The organism is Ruegeria sp. C11 (assembly GCF_056537725.1).
Genome location: NZ_JBQFSB010000008.1, coordinates 108,734 through 124,978, shown reverse-complemented (window position 1 = coordinate 124,978; position 16,245 = coordinate 108,734). Strand labels below are relative to the sequence as shown.

The window sequence follows — 16,245 nt, the reverse complement described above, 5'->3', positions numbered from 1 at the left end:
GATGTCTCGCTATTCCGCCAACGAAATCGAAGCAAAATGGCAGGAGGCCTGGGACAAGGCCGGAATCTTCACCGCCACCCGGCAAGCGGATAAGCCGAAATACTATGTGCTCGAGATGTTCCCCTATCCTTCCGGGCGCATCCATATGGGGCATGTGCGCAACTATACGATGGGTGACGTGATCGCACGGTACAAGCTGGCCACAGGCCACAACGTGCTGCACCCGATGGGATGGGATGCGTTCGGGATGCCCGCGGAAAACGCGGCCATGGCCATCGGCGGCCATCCAAAGGAGTGGACTTACGGCAATATCGCCGACATGCGCGGGCAGATGAAGCCGCTGGGCCTGTCGATCGACTGGTCCCGCGAATTCGCCACCTGTGATCCGGAATATTACGGTCAACAGCAGGCCTTGTTCCTGGATATGCTCGATGCCGGGCTGGTTTACCGCAAAAACGCCGTCGTGAACTGGGACCCGGTCGACATGACCGTTCTGGCCAACGAACAGGTCGAAAACGGTCGCGGCTGGCGGTCGGGCGCGCTGGTGGAGCGTCGGGAACTGACGCAGTGGTTCTTTAACATTTCCTCGATGTCAGAAGAGTTGCTCTCGGCATTGGACACGCTCGAGAACTGGCCCGCCAAGGTGCGCCTGATGCAGGAGAACTGGATCGGCAAGTCACGCGGACTGCAATTCTCGTTCCAACGCACCGATGGCGGTGAGCCGATCACTGTTTATACGACACGCCCCGATACGTTGTTGGGTGCGTCATTTGTAGGTATCTCGCCAGATCATCCGATTGCCAAGCAGCTTGAAGCCGAAAACCCCGAAGTTGCCAGTTTCGTCGCGGAATGCCGCAAGGGTGGCACCACTGAAGAAGCCATCGAGACCGCTGAAAAGCTGGGCTATGACACTGGTATCAGGGTCAAGCACCCGCTGGACCCCAGTTGGGAGCTGCCGGTCTGGATCGCGAACTTCATCCTGATGGATTACGGAACAGGCGCGATCTTCGCATGCCCGGCGCATGACCAGCGCGACCTGGATTTCTGCCGCAAGTATGGACTGCCGGTAGTCGACACCTTCTTTGCCTTGGATGACGAAACGCCAGTGGACAAGATCGCCTTTGTACCGCCCAAGGAACAAAAGGTGCGCTGGGTGAACCATTTTGCCGGCCTCACCGAAACCACGGGTGACGAAGCCATCAACGCAACCGTGGAATTCGCCGAAAAGGCGGGCTGGGGTGAAGGTGTCACCAAATATCGCCTGCGCGACTGGGGCTTGTCCCGCCAGCGCTATTGGGGCTGCCCGATTCCCGTGGTGCATTGCGAAAGCTGCGGTGTGGTGCCTGAGAAAAAGGAAAATCTGCCGGTTCGTCTGCCTGATGACGTCAGTTTCGACAAACCCGGCAATCCGCTGGACCGTCATCCGACCTGGCGCGATTGTGCCTGCCCGTCCTGCGGCGCACCGGCCAGACGCGAGACCGATACGATGGACACGTTCGTCGATTCGTCGTGGTACTTCGCCCGCTTCACCGCTCCGCATGCCGCAACGCCGACCGATCTGGCCGAAGCTGAATACTGGATGAATGTCGACCAGTATATCGGCGGGATCGAGCATGCGATCCTACATCTGCTTTATTCTCGCTTCTTCGCACGGGCGATGAACATCACCGGCCACCTGCCGAAAAAGGCCATCGAGCCCTTCGATGCGCTGTTCACGCAGGGCATGGTGACCCACGAGATTTATCAGACGCGCGATGAAAAGGGGCGTCCGGTCTATCACCTGCCCGAAGACGTCGAAGATGGTAAACTCAAGGCCACCGGCGAAGCGGTCGAGATCATCCCGTCGGCCAAAATGTCAAAGTCCAAGAAGAACGTGGTCGATCCCGTCTCGATCATCTCGGCCTTTGGTGCCGACACCGCACGATGGTTCGTGCTGTCCGATTCGCCCCCTGAACGGGATGTGGAATGGACGGCCGCCGGAGCCGAAGCGGCATACAAACACCTGAACCGGGTTTGGAACCTCTGCGACAAGATTGGCGCAATGGACACCGATGCGAAAGGCGAAGGGGATGAGGATCTGCTGCGCGAGATGCACAAGACCATCCGTGATGTGACACTTGGGGTCGACAGCTTTGGCTTCAACGCTGCCATCGCCAAGCTTTATGCGTTTACGAACACGCTGGCAAAATCGAAAGCGGGTGCTGCGTCGCAAAAACAGGCGATTAAGACTCTGGCTCAGCTGATGTCACCGATGACACCCCATCTGGCCGAAGATATCTGGGCACATCAGGGTGGCGAAGGACTTGTGGCCGTTGCCCCCTGGCCCGTGGCGGATGAGGCCATGCTGGTCGATGACACCGTAACTCTGCCAATCCAGATCAACGGCAAGCGCCGCGCGGAAATCAGCGTTGCGAAAGATCTGGCAAAGGCAGAGGTTGAAAAAATCGCGCTCAGCACCGAAGCTGTGCAGCGTGCGCTGGATGGCGCCGCACCGAAGAAAGTGATCGTAGTACCGGGCCGGATCGTGAATGTCGTCGTTTGATCGCAGAACCTTGCTGATGCTCCCGCTGGCGCTGGCCGCCTGCGGGTTTCAGCCGGTCTATGCGCCGGGTGGCGCAGGATCGGCCCTGTATGGCAACGTCGCGGTGTCCGCGCCGAAAGATGTGGAAAGCTATCTTTTGGTCCAGAATCTGGAACAACGATTGGGACGCAGTGCAGGTTCCGGCGGGGATTACGATCTGAATGTGCGGGTTGCGACCGTAACCCGGGCCGCCGCGATCACCACGTCGAACGAAACAAACCGGTACTCAATCACCGGAAACGCAAACTTCACTTTGAAGAATGCAGCGTCAGGTGACGTCGTGGCTAAGGGGTTGGTGACGGATTTCGTTGGCTATTCCGCGTCTGGATCGACCGTGGACACATTGGCGGATGAGCGTGATGCGCGCGGACGTCTGATGGAGATTCTGGCAGATCACATCATAACGCGCCTTTATTCCACGGTGGGCCAGCCCGAATGAAGCTGAGCCCACGCGACGCCGAAGGCTATTTCGCAAAGCCGGACGCGGACAAGGCCGGGCTATTGATTTATGGCGCGGACGCCATGCGTGTTGCGTTGAAACGGCAGCAGGTCATCCCAGCTCTTCTTGGTGCCAATGCCGAAGAGGAAATGCGGCTGACCCGCATGCCCGGTGCTGACCTGCGCGGTGATCCGGCTCGGTTGCTGGACGCAATCAAGGCTGTTGGGTTTTTTCCCGGACCGCGAGCGGCCTTTGTCGAAGATGCCGGTGAAGCTGCGGCTCAGGCGATCCTGAACGCGCTGGAAGAATGGGCACCGGGTGATGCCCAGATCATTGTTACGGCGGGGCAACTGAAACCCACGTCCAAGATTCGCAAGGCGTTTGAGGCACATCCAAACGCTTATGCCGTCGGGATTTACGACGACCCGCCCTCGCGCGCCGAGATCGAGCGGACATTGTCAGCGGCCGGATTGCAGAGCATCCCGCGCGATGCGATGTCGGCATTGAGCGATCTGGCCGGGGAATTGAGCCCGGGTGATTTTGCGCAAACGGTTGAAAAGCTGGCGCTGTACAAGCGCGGCGATACATCCGAGCTGACGATCGACGATATCGACGCCTGCGCGCCACGCTCCAACGAGGCAGCGCTTGACGACGTTCTGAATGTGGTGGCCGAGGGTCAGGCCGGGGAAATCGGCCCGCTGATCCGGCGGCTGCAGGCACAGGGCACAAACGCCGTCAGCTTGTGCATTGGTGCGACCCGTCATTTTCGTACGCTTTACGCCTGTGCCTCGGATCCGGGCGGAGCGGCGCAGGGGATCGGCAAGCTGCGCCCCCCTGTTTATGGCAAGCGGCGCGATCGCATCCTTCGACAGGCGCAGGGCTGGGGCGCGCACAAGCTGGAAACCGCCCTGACTGTTCTGACCGATACCGACCTGTCGCTGAGGTCCGCGGGGCAGACCGCACCCGCCATGGCACTAGTCGAACGTGCGATGATTCGTCTGGCCATGCTGGCACGGTCACGGTGAAGTGATCTGACGACGCGTTTTGCTTGACCCGTTCGCGCGGGGCTTCACATTGGCAGCGTATCGGAGAGATTGGAGCGCATAATGTACAAGGTCTATGGACGCATTCAAAGCCGCGCCTCGCGCGTTTTGTGGCTGCTGGAAGAGTTGGGGCAGGAGTACGAGTTCATAAATGTCGGGCCGCATGATCCGCAGGTGCTGGCGCTGAACCCGTCCGGCAAAATCCCGGTTCTTGTGGACGGGGAAACCGTTATAACCGATAGCTCAGCGATCATGACCTATCTGGCGGACAAACATGGCGATTTCACCTACACCGCCGGAACAAAGGAGCGTGCGGCGCAGGATTCGTTGTTCAATACCCTGCTGGATGAATTCGACGCGGTGCTTTGGGTCGCTGCACGCCACAGCTTTGCGCTGCCCGAAGACAAGCGCGTTCCGCAGATCGCCGATGCCGCAAAGTGGGAGTTTGATCGGAATTTCCAGCGGATGGGCGAACGTTTCAAAGGCCCCTTTCTGCAGGGCGACAAGATGACCATTGCAGACATTCTGTGCATCCACTGCATGAGCTGGGCAAAAAGCGCCGGGTTCCCGATGAACTCGGATAGTCTCAAGGCTTACGGCAAGGAGCTCCGCAATCGCCCCGCCTTTCTGCGTATGGGTGCATTGGCGAAGGCTGCCTAGCCCTTACCGGTCTGCCGCAACCATTCGGCGGCGGATCGGCCTGCCCATCTGCCGGTGGCAAGGCAGGCTGTCAGCAAATAGCCGCCTGTCGGGGCTTCCCAATCCAGCATTTCACCAGCGCAGAACACCCCCGGCAGCGCATTCAGCATCAAACCTTCATCCACGGCGGATTGGCGAACACCACCGGCCGTCGAGATCGCCTCATCCATCGGGCGTAGACCTGCGTGTTTGACCGGCAGAGATTTGATCAGGTTGGACAAGGCGCCGGGTTCGTTTGGCAGGGGGCGCCCGAACTCCATCAACAATGCTGTTCTGACCGGCCCAAGACTCAGTACCTTGCGAAGGTGATTGGACAGGCTGTTTTTGCCGCGCGGTTTACTCAGTCTGCCGAGCAGGTCCTCGCAGGACAAATCCGGAATCAGGTCGATCGTTAAAGCGGCCCCTTCCCGAACCGCCTTGCAGATGCTGTAAATGCCCCCGCCTTCCAATCCACGGGCCGAGATGACGGCCTCTCCGCGGGTGCGTTTCGTTCCGGCCTGCAGGGCCACGCCCTTGATCGGTTCACCAAAGAGCGGTCGCATATGTTCGGACCAATCCACCAGAAGGCCAGCATTTGCCGGGGCGAAATCGGCAAGGGATACGCCCTTGTTCATCAACAAGCGCGCCCATGCGCCATCCGAACCCAACCGCGTCCAGCTTGCACCACCCAGCGCCAGAACCACAGCGTCCGGGTTCAGCGATTTTTGACCATCGGGTGTGTCAAACGTCAGCGCATCGTCCCGCCATCCGGTCCAACGCCAGCGCGTCTGGATGACAACCCCGGCCTGCCCCAACCGCGCCAGCCATTCCCGCAACAGGGGTGAGGCTTTCATGACCGTGGGAAAGACCCGACCAGTCGAGCCGGTGAACAACTCCTGCCCCAGACCGCGCGCCCAGCCCTGCACCGCCTGTGCGTCGAACTCGGTGATCATCGGGCCCAGCCAGTTGGCGGCAGCGTCATAGGCACTTATGAACTCTCTGAACGGTTCATCCTTGGTCAGGTTCAGACCGGACTTACCCGCCATGAGGAATTTGCGCGCGACTGACGGCTTGGCCTCGGCCACCAGCACCGCGTGACCCGCGCGGGCAAGTTCCTGCGCTGCCATCAGTCCTGCCGGTCCCGCTCCGATCACGACTGCCTGCGCCATCATCTTCCCCTTGCCCCGTGCACCCTTTGGCGCGACCCTGTTTGCCATGACGAACAGCGATCCCGTCTGCCCGCTTTGCGACCGGCCGATCCCCGAAGGGAGCGGCAGCCTGCACCATCTGATCCCAAAACTCAAAGGTGGCAAGGGCGGGCCGACAGTTCTGCTGCATCAGATCTGCCACAAAGAGGTGCATGCAACGCTGACCGAGGCGGAACTGGCACGGGAGTATTACACAGTGGAAGCGTTGCGAGGTCACCCAAGGCTGGAAAAATTTCTGCTATGGGTTCGAAAGCGTCCGCCCGGATTTCGCTCAAAAGTACCGGGCAGACGACGCAAGCGATGATCAGCCCGGCAGCAGCGGGCCACCATGCGCGTCTTTGTCAGCCCTTGCCAGCCCCTGTATCTCAAGGCCCTGATAATCCGGGACCGAAGCGAAGCGCGCACCCGGAATGTGCTGAAATTCCAATGTCGTATAAGGGCGCTTCCACAACCACTCCCGGTTTTCAACGGCCCACAGGTCCGGATTGGGCAGGGTATCATCGGTAAAGGCATAGAAATGCAGGTCAAACCCGTAGGGCTCGACATCTTGAACAGACAGTAACCGCATACCCAGCGCCGTACAGGCTGTGTCCTCGGCTGTGATATCGCCCGTGCGCAGTGTGACCTGACCGATACGGGCATCAGAAAACGGAGCCTCAGGGTCAGCCGCACCATCCGGACGATTTCCTTCGAAATCATGCTGGAGCAGTTCGATGACAAAACCTTCGGGATCGCTCAGGTGACACATATAGCCGATGTCGAGGAACTGGCGCGGAGCACTGACCGGGACACCCATTGCACGCAAATGCGCAGCAGCGAGGTCCACATCCGGCAGAGTGACGCCGATCTTCCAGTACCTTTGTCCCTGATCATGTGCATATCCGCCACCGCCGGGGTTCAACAGCAGGTCGGCATCCTGACCCGCATATCCAACGCGCCAGTTTTGCCCCTCGGGCCGGGCCGTCATACCCAGCGCTTCGCAATAGAACATGGCCAGTTTTTGCGGATCGGCCACACGAAGGTGAAGTGCGGAGAGCCTCATCTGCACATCCCGGCAATTCCGGCGGCGATGTCCGGGCGGGCGGCAACACTGTCGGCCACAAGGTCCCGTGCGGTCGACATCAGTGCATCCGATTCGACCACCCTGTCCACAAGACCAAAGGCAAACGCCTCATCGGCCGTGATTTTTTGCCCCGCCATGAGGATCAGTTTGGTTCTTGCCGGGCCGATCAGCGCAGCCATGCGTTTCGTGTCGGAAGGCTGCGGCAGAAAGCCAAGCTTCATAACCGGGTAGAAAAATTTGGCCGCAGGCACCGCGATGCGCAAGTCGCAGGCCAGAGCCATACCATTTGCGCCGCCTGCCAGCGTGCCATTCAGCGCGGCAACGGTCAGACAGGGCAACGCAGCGATTGCGCCGGACAGGCGTTCCCACACGTCCGAGGTGGCAAGACCCGCCCGCGCCTCGTCCAGATCGGCCCCGGCGCTGAAGACCTTGCCGGTTCCGGTCAGGATCAATGCCCGGGCTTCAGTCGCAGCTCCAGCAATTCCGGCCAGTTCCTCCAGCATTGCGCCGGTCAGGGAATTGGCCTTGTCCGGACGGTTGATGGTGACGATCCACAATCCGTCCTCTTTGGTCAGATCGATCATATCAGACCGGCCCGCTTACGGATGTCTTCGCTGCGCAATGAAATCTCGGCCCCCAGAAACTCATCCGCGTCTTCGGAACACATCCACAACAGTGCCCGCGCAGGCCAATCCGCGGGGATATGATCGTCCCAGTCCAGCTGGCTGACCGGGTTGATACCGCTGGTTTTAATTGCCCGCTGCATATCGGTGGCGACCGTTCCCGGTGACAGCCCCATGGCGCGGATGCCGTTATGCGCCTCTTCCAGATGCAGGCATTCGGTCAGCATCTTTGCACCGGCTTTGGACGCGCAATAGTGGCTCCAGGCCTCGATCGGGTTCGACGCGGCCCCTGACGAGATGGTCAGGATGCTGCCGCCGCCTGCGGCCCTCATGATCGGCAGAGCCGCGCGCATTCCATAGAAAACGCCTTTGAGGTTGATGTCGATGGCCTGCCCCCACCCTGCAGGATCGGCATTGGACAAATGAAAGATCGGCTCGATCACACCAGCGTTTCCGATCAGTACGTCCAGCCCGCCAAACCGCGCCACACAATCCGCGACGGCCTGCTCGACCTGAGCGAAATCGCTGACGTCACAGCCAAGGGCGATTGCGTTGTCACCCAGTGCGGCAGCCAAAGCCCCGATCTGATCTTTGCTGCGAGCGAGCAGGGCCACATTGGCCCCGGCTGCGGCAAAAACGCGCCCGGCCTCGGCGCCGATACCCCGGCTTGCACCCGTTATCAGTACGGTTTTTCCCCGCATCTCCATATTCTCACCCTTTCGAAACTGCATTTACCCCAAGTCGTACTGTGCAATGGGGGAAAGGGTCCAGCCCTTGCCCCTTGACGCCCGTCGCCACAGGCACGACGATGCGCGCAAAATTGATCAGGAAGGGTTCCTTATGTCTTTGTTCCTTCGCCGCAGCGCTGGTGCTGTTATTGCTTATGCCGTTGCTACCCAGGGTGCCTGGGCCGATCTAACCGCCGAAGATGTGTGGGCGGACTGGCAGGCCTATCTGGGCGGGATGGGCTACGAAGTGACGGGCGACAAAAGCAGCTCGGGTGATGTCACGACGATTGCCAACATGGCCATGGCGATGGCCATTCCCGAGACCGATGACCGATTCAAAATGACCATCCCGGAAATGACGTTGACGGAAAACGGTGACGGAACCGTTACCATCGGCTTTCCGACCTCTTTCCCGATGGTCATTTCCGGCGAAGGCGAAGGTGAGGAGTTCAACGCAGTTCTGACCTACAGCCACGACGCTCTGAATATGGTCGTTTCGGGTTCAACCGACGACATGACCTATACCTATTCCGCGAACAGTCTTGGCATTGCGCTAACCTCGATCGAGGCCGATGGTGAAACCGTGCCTGCCGATGCGCTGAAGGTGAATATGGACATGGCTGATGTCAACGGAACCTCAGTTATGAAAATCGGCGAAGGCCGCGACATTGATCAAAGCTTCACCGCCGGAAGCCTGACCTATGACCTTGCCTTCGATGATCCCGAAAGTGGCGATTCCGGCAAAATCAAAGGGAAATTGGATGCCCTTGCGTTCGAGGGCACCGGTACCATCCCGACTGATTTCAGCGCCAACGACTATCAAAGCATGATCGATGCCGGGTTCGGCTTTACCGGCGCGTTCTCATACGGATCGGGTGCAACTGAAATCGCCGGTACGGGTGAAGGTGAAGATTTCACCATGAACAGCTCATCCGAAGGCGGTCGTTTTGCGGTTAGCATGGACCAGGATCACATCGGCTATGATGTTGTTCAAAATGGCGTAAATCTGGGTGTTACAACGGCGGAACTGCCCTTCCCTATCGAAATGGCCATGGCCAAGGCCGGGTTCAAATTCGACCTTCCGGTTCAGGCATCCGATGCCGAACAGCCGTTCGGCTTTGCGATGAACCTGACCGATTTCACAATGTCGGATATTCTGTGGGGCATGTTTGACCCGGCAGGTGCGCTGCCGCGCGATCCGGCCACCATCGCGCTGGACACAACGGGTACAGCGAAGGTGAAAGTGAATTTCCTTGATCCAGCTGTGGCCGAGACGCTGGAGGCCACTCAGACACCGCCGGGCGAGCTGCATTCGCTGAAGATCAACGAATTGCTGGTGTCGATGGTTGGCGCAAAGCTAACTGGCGACGGCGAGTTCAAGTTCGACAATTCGAACGTAAGCGAGTTCGACGGAATGCCCGCGCCGTCCGGTGTGGCGAACCTGCATCTGACCGGCGCAAACGCCCTGATCGACAAGTTGATCGGCATGGGCTTGATGTCTGACAGTGACGCCATGGGCGCACGGATGATGATGGGGATGCTGGCCGTACCCGGCGATGCACCGGACTCGTTGAAGTCGACAATCGAAGTCAAAGAGGATGGCCAGATTCTGGCCAACGGTCAGCGGATCAAGTAGTCCGCTGTCAATCTTTTACCAAGGGCCGCCCGTCGCGCGGCCCTTTTTTGTTATCGGTTCGGGTCTTGCGGGACGGGCAGAGCAAGGCTAGGTCCATTGCTATTGAACGGAGGCCTTATGACGCGAACACCCGAAGAACTCAGCCATAATTTGCTGGATGCCGCCCGCAAGGCCGGGGCAGAGGCAGCGGATGCCATCGTAATCGACGGATCCTCGGTTTCCGTTGAGGTGCGCAATGGCGCATTGGAACATGCCGAACGGTCCGAGGGAACGGATCTGGGGTTGCGGGTTCTGATCGGCAAACGGCAGGCCATCGTCTCAAGCTCGGACAGCCGACCGGAAACGCTGGCAGCCATGGCCGAGCGTGCGGTGGCCATGGCCCGCGAAGCACCGGAAGATCCGTTTGCCGGTCTCGCCGCGCCGGACCAGTTGGCACAGAACTGGGACATTGAGGCGCTGGAGCTGTTCGATCCAATGGCCGAGCCGTCGGCAGACGCACTGATGCAGGACGCCCTTTCCACTGAAGCTGCCGCGATGGCGGTCAAAGGTGTGTCGCAGGTTTCCGACGCCGCGGCGAGCTATGGCACCCACAACATCCATCTTGCTGCCACCAACGGCTTCTCAGGCGGATATGCCCGGTCCAGCCGGTCAGTTTCCTGCGTCGCCATTTCTGGCGAGGGCACAGGGATGGAGCGTGACTATGACGGTGATAGCCGAACGTTTCAGGCCGATTTGCGAAACCCGATCGAGATCGGGCGCACCGCAGGCGAACGCGCGGTGCAATCGGTTGGTGCGCGTCAGCCATCGACCGGAACCTATCCAGTGCTGTTCGACGAGCGCATTTCATCCTCGCTGATCGGGCATCTTCTGGCGGCCAGCAACGGGTCCGCCATCGCGCGCGGCGCGTCCTGGCTGAAGGACAGTCTGGGTGATCAGGTCCTACCCGAACACATTTCACTCATTGAAGAACCGCACAGGCCGCGCATTTCGGGATCGCGCCCGTTTGACGCCGAAGGTTTGCCCACGCGTCGACGGTCGATTGTCGAGAATGGTGTCCTGAGCGGCTGGACATTGGATTTGTCCAGCGCGCGGAAGCTGGAGATGACATCGACAGGCAACGCGGCACGGGGTGTGTCCGGCCCACCCTCGCCCAGCAACTGGAACCTGAGCCTGACGCAAGGTCAAAAAAGCCGCAAAGATCTGCTGCAGGATATGGGAACCGGCCTGTTGGTCACCTCGATGATCGGATCGACGATCAATCCGAACACAGGGGATTATTCGCGCGGCGCATCCGGTTTCTGGGTGGAAAACGGTGAAATCGCTTTTCCTGTCAACGAATGCACCATTGCGGGCAATCTGCGCGACATGCTGATGCGGATCATCCCGGCAAATGACGCGCGCACCTACCTGTCGCGCGTGGTTCCATCGCTTTTGATCGAAGGGATGACACTTGCCGGCAACTGACCTGTCATTGCTGATTGACGCCGCACTTGAGGCCGGAAAGATTGCCACGCGCTATTCCGGTCACACGGCCCAGCGCTGGGACAAACCCGAAGGCGCAGGGCCGGTGACCGAAGCGGATCTGGCGGTCAATGCCATGCTGGAACAGCGGCTGCCTGCAGCGCGGCCCGGTTATGGCTGGCTGAGTGAGGAAACCGAGGATTCCGCGGACCGGCTGGAACGCGACCGTGTGTTCATCATCGACCCCATTGACGGCACACGCAGCTTTGCCGAAGGGTCGCGCACTTGGGCGCATTCTCTGGCGGTCTCGGAAAACGGGGTGATCACCGCCGCGGTGGTCTATCTGCCAAGGCGTGACCTGTTGTACACCGCCGCGCAGGGTGCTGGGGCAACATTGAACGGTGAGCCCATCCACACCTCACGCGCTTCGGTATTGACCGAGGCCGAAATTCTGGCCGCGCGCCCCAATCTGGAACCGCGCCACTGGCATGCAGGTCAGCCGCCCGAGTTCAAACGCGCGTACCGACCGTCGCTGGCCTATCGCATGGCTCTTGTGGGTCAGGGCCGGTTCGACGGCATGCTGACATTGCGGCCAAGCTGGGAATGGGACATAGCTGCCGGAGATCTGATCCTGCGCGAAGCTCTAGGAACCTGTACGGACCGTCAAGGTCAGCCCCTGCGATTCAACAACGCGCATCCGCGCCTGAACGGTGTGGTTGCAGCGGGCACACAGGTACACCAGCTTTTGTGCGCGCAACTCGATCCGAAAGGAACGGGAATCGAAGCATGAGCAAACCCCGCTCTCTCAGCCTTGCCGCCTATCGCGTGTTGTCGTGGGGCGGTCAGAACGGAAACCGTGACGCCGCCCGCCCCCGCCCCGATGGCGAGTTGTTATGGGTTCATGTCAGCGAGCGCGCCCGGCTGCGTGCGGTGGACGATTTTTGCCGCAGATTGCTGCCAACTCGCGCGGGGCTTTCGGTTTTTCTGACCGCACCAACGGATGCGCCTCTGGCGGCCTGGGACGGGTGCGTGGAACCCGTGGTGAACCTGCCGCATGACCAATCCGGCGCGACGCGCGGGTTTCTGGAACACTGGCAGCCCGACATGGGGCTTTGGGTGGGTGGCGGCCTGATGCCCAATCTTATCACCAGGGCGGAAGAGCACGGAATCCCTCTGGTGTTGCTGGAGGCGACCGCAGACGTGAACATTCAGCGAGGGGGCAGGTGGCTGCCGGATATCAGCCGGTATACCTTAGACTGCTTTCAGACAATTCTTACCACAAACGAGGAAAATGCGCGCCAGATCAGGCGGCTGGGCGTCCCCTCCTCGAAGGTTACAGTTAGCCCTGCTTTGGGTTTCAGCCCCAATCCGCGCCCATGGCCCGAAGATGAGTTGATCGAAACCAACCATACACTTGCGGGACGGCCGGTTTGGCTGGCGGCATGGGTACAGGCAAAAGAATTCATCTCGGTTCTGTCGGCGCACAGACAAGCCCTGCGCATGTTACCGCGTCTGGCGCTTATACTGCACGTCGCGGATCAGGCCGAGGCCGAACCGCTGCAAAAAAGGCTGGAATCGATGGATTTGCGGTGCGCCAATTGGGACAATGGAGACCCGATCGAGGACACGACTCAGGTCATCCTGTCGGCTGATCCCGAAGACCTTGGCCTGTGGTATCGTGTGTCGCCGGTTACGTTCATGGGCAGTTCACTGGAAGGCGGAGCAGGCGGTCGCGATCCGTTGGTCGCCACTTCATTGGGGTCAGCTGTCATTCATGGTCCCTTTGTTCAAAGACATGCAGAATTTTATAAGCGCCTGAAAGAAGCCGGCGCGGCCAACAATGTGAAATCGGCGGATGAGCTGGGCGACAGTATCGTCGAATTGCTGGCACCAGACCGGGCTGCGGGGATGGCCCTTGCGGGATGGCAGATTGTTACCGAAGGGGCGTCCCTGACGGATGATCTAATCGAACTGGTGCAGGAGATTCTGGATCAGAGGAGGGTCAAGGGTGCGGGCGCCTGAGTTCTGGAATACCGCGCCTGACCGGCGTGACTTGCGGGCAAGGCTGCTGGCGCCGCTGGGCAGTATCTATGCCATGGCCACGGCGCGCCGTGTTGCGTCCGGAACAGGAATAAACCCGGGTGTTCCCGTGATCTGCATAGGCAATCTGAATGCGGGTGGCACCGGGAAGACCCCCACTGCCATCTGGGTTCTCGAACAGCTTCGGGATGCGTGGCACACCCCACATGTCGTGACCCGTGGGCATGGCGGATCGCTGGAAGGGCCTGTTCAGGTCGATCCCGGCAAACACACCGCGGAACAGGTCGGGGACGAGCCGTTGTTGCTGGCGGCCTTTGCCGAAGTATGGGTCGCCAAGGACCGAGCGGCGGGTGCACAAGCCGCTGCGGCGGCAGGTGCAACGGTTATCGTTCTGGACGACGGGTTTCAAAATCCCTCGGTGGCCAAGGATTTCTCGATCATTGTGGTCGATGCGAAAAGGGGATTTGGCAACGGGCTGTGCCTGCCAGCCGGACCGCTGCGTGAGCCGGTGGAGATCGGCCTGAAGCGGGCCGATCTGGTTCTGTCGCTTGGAACGCCAGAAGCACAGGCGCAGTTTTCCGATCAGTGGGGCGCTAAAATCACCGTTCCTCACGCCACCGGAGAAGTGCAGCCGTTGCAAACCGGCATGGACTGGTCCGGTAACCCGGTCCTGGCCTTTGCCGGGATCGGATACCCAGAAAAGTTCTTTCAGACGTTGCGGACGCAGGGTGCACATCTTTTGCGTGCTGAGGCGCTGGACGACCACCAGCCCCTGACCCCAGCCCTGATGACGCGACTGGAAAATGAGGCGCGGCTGCTGGGCGCGCAGATGGTCACAACCGAAAAGGACGCGGTGCGGCTGCCTGCTGCGTTTCGCAGCAAGGTCATAACGCTGCCGGTACGATTGCAGGTGCCCGAAGGCCAACGCGTGAAAGAGATGCTGCTGGCTGTTGCCCCCTCTCCCTGATCAGTCGTCCTCGCCCAGTTTGGGCGCGGGTCGCGACAGGGAAAGATCAGAATCGGAAAAGACGAAGGGTGAGCGCACACCGGGCACCCCCTCCAGTTCGATCTGCATTCCGCGTGCGATTACCTGCGGGTCTGCCATCACCTCGTCCAGCGTATTGATCGGCCCGGCGGGAATGCCCTGCGCCTCGCAGGCTGCCAGCAACTCGGCTTTGCCCCGTTGCGCAGTCGCCCCGTTCAGACGGGCAATCATCACCCGGCGATTGGCCAGCCGATCCTTGTTGTGTAAAAACTCGGGCGCTTCGGCCATATCATCCAGACCGAGCACACGGCACAGCCGCTGGTATTGGCGATCGTTGCCTGTGGCGATGATGATATGCCCGTCAGCGCAGTCAAAAACCTGATAGGGTGCCAAATTGACATGGGCATTTCCCATCCGCTCGGGCGCATTGCCGGTTGTCAGGTAGTTCAGCGCCTGATTGGCTGTCACAGCCACGGCAACATCCAGCAAGGCCATGTCCACATGTTGACCGCGCCCGGTCTGTTCCCGTTGATACAAGGCGGCCAAAACGCCGGCAACGGCGTAGATGCCCGTGAAGACATCCGTAACCGCAACACCCGCCTTTTGCGGCTGGCCCTCGGGCTCACCAGTAACCGACATCAGCCCGGACATGCCCTGAATGATGAAATCATAGCCCGCGCGATGCGCGTAGGGGCCCGTTTGGCCAAATCCAGTGATCGAGCAGTAGACCAACTGGGGATTCAGTTCTTTCAGGCTGTCATAGTCCAGCCCGTATTTCTTCAGCCCGCCAACCTTGAAGTTCTCAATCAGGACGTCTGCATCCGCGACAAGTTCGCAAACTTTTTCCTGACCCTCGGGCGTAGAAAAATCCGCCGTGACCGAGGCTTTGCCCCGGTTGGCAGAGTGGTAGTAAGCGGCAGAGACATCGTCGTCTCGGGTAACAAACGGCGGTCCCCAGGCACGCGTGTCATCGCCCGCAGGCGATTCCACCTTGATGACCTCTGCCCCCAGATCCGCAAATGTCTGGCCGGCCCATGGGCCAGCCAGAATGCGTGCCAGTTCGACAACTTTTAGACCGGCAAGCGGGGCAGTCATCAGCTGCCCAGCTCGTCTTCGATCAGTTTCTTGAAGTCGTCATAGGACTGGTTTTCCACCTTTTTGCCGTTCACGATGAAGGTCGGCGTCGCGTTGATCCCGTCCTTTTCGGCGTTTTCCTGATACCAGGCGACGAGGGTCTGGGCCTGGGTTCCGTCCTGAAGGCAGGCATCAAGCTGTTCGCTGTCGATCCCGGCCAGGCGGCCGATCTTGCTCAGCTCTCCGACAATCTCGGGCGGTCCGCCGGCTTTGGTCCATTCCGACTGGCCCGCAAAGATCAGATCGGTGATGCCAAAGAATTTTTCCGGCCCGGCGCAGCGCGCCACCATCGAGGCCCACAGGCCGTAGCGGTCAAAATAAACCTCGCGGTAGATGAATTTCACCTTGCCGGTGTCGATGAAGTCTTTCTTGAGCTGTTTGTACGGCCCCTCGTGGAACCGCGCGCAGTGCGGGCAGGTGTATGAGGCGTATTCAATGATTTCAACGGGCGCGTCTTCGGCACCCTGCACCATTTCGACGACGGTCGAGGTGTCAATATCGGCTTCCTGCGCCTCGGCGCTGCCGATCAGCGGATTAACCGGAGCATTCGATGGCGACGATGTCAGCCAATAGGCACCAGCCGCCACGGCAACTGCCGCACAGATTACGGATGCAATACGGGTCAT

The 16,245-nt window shown here is 60.0% G+C and carries 16 protein-coding genes; 10 read left to right on the top strand and 6 right to left on the bottom strand.

What is annotated here, in order from left to right; all coding sequences use genetic code 11:
• Position 1: 1 nt before the first annotated feature.
• The 4 genes from leuS (at position 2) to ACR0NA_RS15410 (ending at position 4,723) form a co-directional block, all read left to right on the top strand.
• Entirely contained in the window at positions 2–2,542 is a 2,541-nt protein-coding gene (gene leuS / locus ACR0NA_RS15425) for a leucine--tRNA ligase (protein ID WP_480730303.1), read from the top strand.
• The gene (gene lptE, locus ACR0NA_RS15420; RefSeq protein ID WP_170656023.1) at positions 2,529–3,020 is read left to right on the top strand and encodes an LPS assembly lipoprotein LptE; all 492 of its coding nucleotides are present in this window, start codon (positions 2,529–2,531) and stop codon (positions 3,018–3,020) included. The genes leuS and lptE overlap by 14 nt, the downstream gene beginning before the upstream one ends.
• The gene (gene holA, locus ACR0NA_RS15415) at positions 3,017–4,045 is read left to right on the top strand and encodes a DNA polymerase III subunit delta (RefSeq protein WP_480730301.1); all 1,029 of its coding nucleotides are present in this window, start codon (positions 3,017–3,019) and stop codon (positions 4,043–4,045) included. Before lptE ends, holA begins: the two co-directional genes overlap by 4 nt.
• Positions 4,046–4,126: 81 nt before the next feature.
• Positions 4,127–4,723 carry a glutathione S-transferase family protein gene (locus ACR0NA_RS15410; RefSeq protein ID WP_480730298.1) on the top strand — a complete coding sequence of 199 codons (597 nt, stop codon included), beginning with the start codon at positions 4,127–4,129 and terminating at the stop codon, positions 4,721–4,723.
• On the opposite strand, the gene ACR0NA_RS15405 is transcribed toward ACR0NA_RS15410, so the two are convergent.
• Complete coding sequence (locus ACR0NA_RS15405) at positions 4,720–5,910, bottom strand: TIGR03862 family flavoprotein (RefSeq protein WP_480730296.1); 1,191 nt, start codon at positions 5,908–5,910, stop codon at positions 4,720–4,722. The two genes, ACR0NA_RS15410 and ACR0NA_RS15405, sit on opposite strands and share 4 nt — an antisense overlap.
• 46 nt (positions 5,911–5,956) lie before the next feature.
• Between ACR0NA_RS15405 and ACR0NA_RS15400 the strand changes: the two genes are divergently transcribed.
• Positions 5,957–6,253, top strand: a complete 297-nt coding sequence (locus tag ACR0NA_RS15400; protein ID WP_480730293.1) for an HNH endonuclease — start codon at positions 5,957–5,959, stop codon at positions 6,251–6,253.
• Here ACR0NA_RS15400 and ACR0NA_RS15395 read toward each other — a convergent pair whose 3' ends face one another.
• Genes ACR0NA_RS15395 through ACR0NA_RS15385 form a run of 3 tightly spaced genes read right to left on the bottom strand, consistent with a single transcriptional unit; the run spans position 6,254 to position 8,342 of the window.
• Positions 6,254–6,991 carry a VOC family protein gene (locus tag ACR0NA_RS15395; RefSeq protein WP_480730291.1) on the bottom strand — a complete coding sequence of 246 codons (738 nt, stop codon included), beginning with the start codon at positions 6,989–6,991 and terminating at the stop codon, positions 6,254–6,256.
• Positions 6,988–7,596 (bottom strand): enoyl-CoA hydratase/isomerase family protein, encoded by a 609-nt coding sequence (locus ACR0NA_RS15390; RefSeq protein WP_480730289.1) that lies wholly within the window; start codon positions 7,594–7,596, stop codon positions 6,988–6,990. Before ACR0NA_RS15390 ends, ACR0NA_RS15395 begins: the two co-directional genes overlap by 4 nt.
• Complete coding sequence (locus ACR0NA_RS15385) at positions 7,593–8,342, bottom strand: SDR family oxidoreductase (RefSeq protein WP_480730540.1); 750 nt, start codon at positions 8,340–8,342, stop codon at positions 7,593–7,595. Before ACR0NA_RS15385 ends, ACR0NA_RS15390 begins: the two co-directional genes overlap by 4 nt.
• A gap of 133 nt (positions 8,343–8,475) precedes the next feature.
• Here ACR0NA_RS15385 and ACR0NA_RS15380 point away from each other — a divergent pair, with 133 nt between their 5' ends.
• From ACR0NA_RS15380 to lpxK, 5 genes are all read left to right on the top strand, one after another.
• Positions 8,476–9,999, top strand: a complete 1,524-nt coding sequence (locus tag ACR0NA_RS15380) for a DUF2125 domain-containing protein (protein ID WP_480730287.1) — start codon at positions 8,476–8,478, stop codon at positions 9,997–9,999.
• A 117-nt stretch (positions 10,000–10,116) separates the two neighbouring features.
• Complete coding sequence (locus tag ACR0NA_RS15375) at positions 10,117–11,463, top strand: TldD/PmbA family protein (RefSeq protein WP_480730286.1); 1,347 nt, start codon at positions 10,117–10,119, stop codon at positions 11,461–11,463.
• On the top strand, positions 11,450–12,250 hold the full coding sequence (locus ACR0NA_RS15370; RefSeq protein WP_480730283.1) for a 3'(2'),5'-bisphosphate nucleotidase CysQ: 801 nt from the start codon (positions 11,450–11,452) through the stop codon (positions 12,248–12,250). The genes ACR0NA_RS15375 and ACR0NA_RS15370 overlap by 14 nt, the downstream gene beginning before the upstream one ends.
• Positions 12,247–13,482: a 3-deoxy-D-manno-octulosonic acid transferase gene (locus tag ACR0NA_RS15365; protein ID WP_480730281.1), complete on the top strand. Its 1,236-nt coding sequence runs from the start codon at positions 12,247–12,249 to the stop codon at positions 13,480–13,482. The genes ACR0NA_RS15370 and ACR0NA_RS15365 overlap by 4 nt, the downstream gene beginning before the upstream one ends.
• Positions 13,469–14,467 (top strand): tetraacyldisaccharide 4'-kinase, encoded by a 999-nt coding sequence (gene lpxK, locus ACR0NA_RS15360; protein WP_480730279.1) that lies wholly within the window; start codon positions 13,469–13,471, stop codon positions 14,465–14,467. Before ACR0NA_RS15365 ends, lpxK begins: the two co-directional genes overlap by 14 nt.
• On the opposite strand, the gene ACR0NA_RS15355 is transcribed toward lpxK, so the two are convergent.
• Both ACR0NA_RS15355 and ACR0NA_RS15350 read right to left on the bottom strand, forming a co-directional pair.
• On the bottom strand, positions 14,468–15,580 hold the full coding sequence (locus ACR0NA_RS15355) for a CaiB/BaiF CoA transferase family protein (protein WP_480730276.1): 1,113 nt from the start codon (positions 15,578–15,580) through the stop codon (positions 14,468–14,470).
• Entirely contained in the window at positions 15,580–16,245 is a 666-nt protein-coding gene (locus ACR0NA_RS15350; protein WP_170656046.1) for a DsbA family protein, read from the bottom strand. Before ACR0NA_RS15350 ends, ACR0NA_RS15355 begins: the two co-directional genes overlap by 1 nt.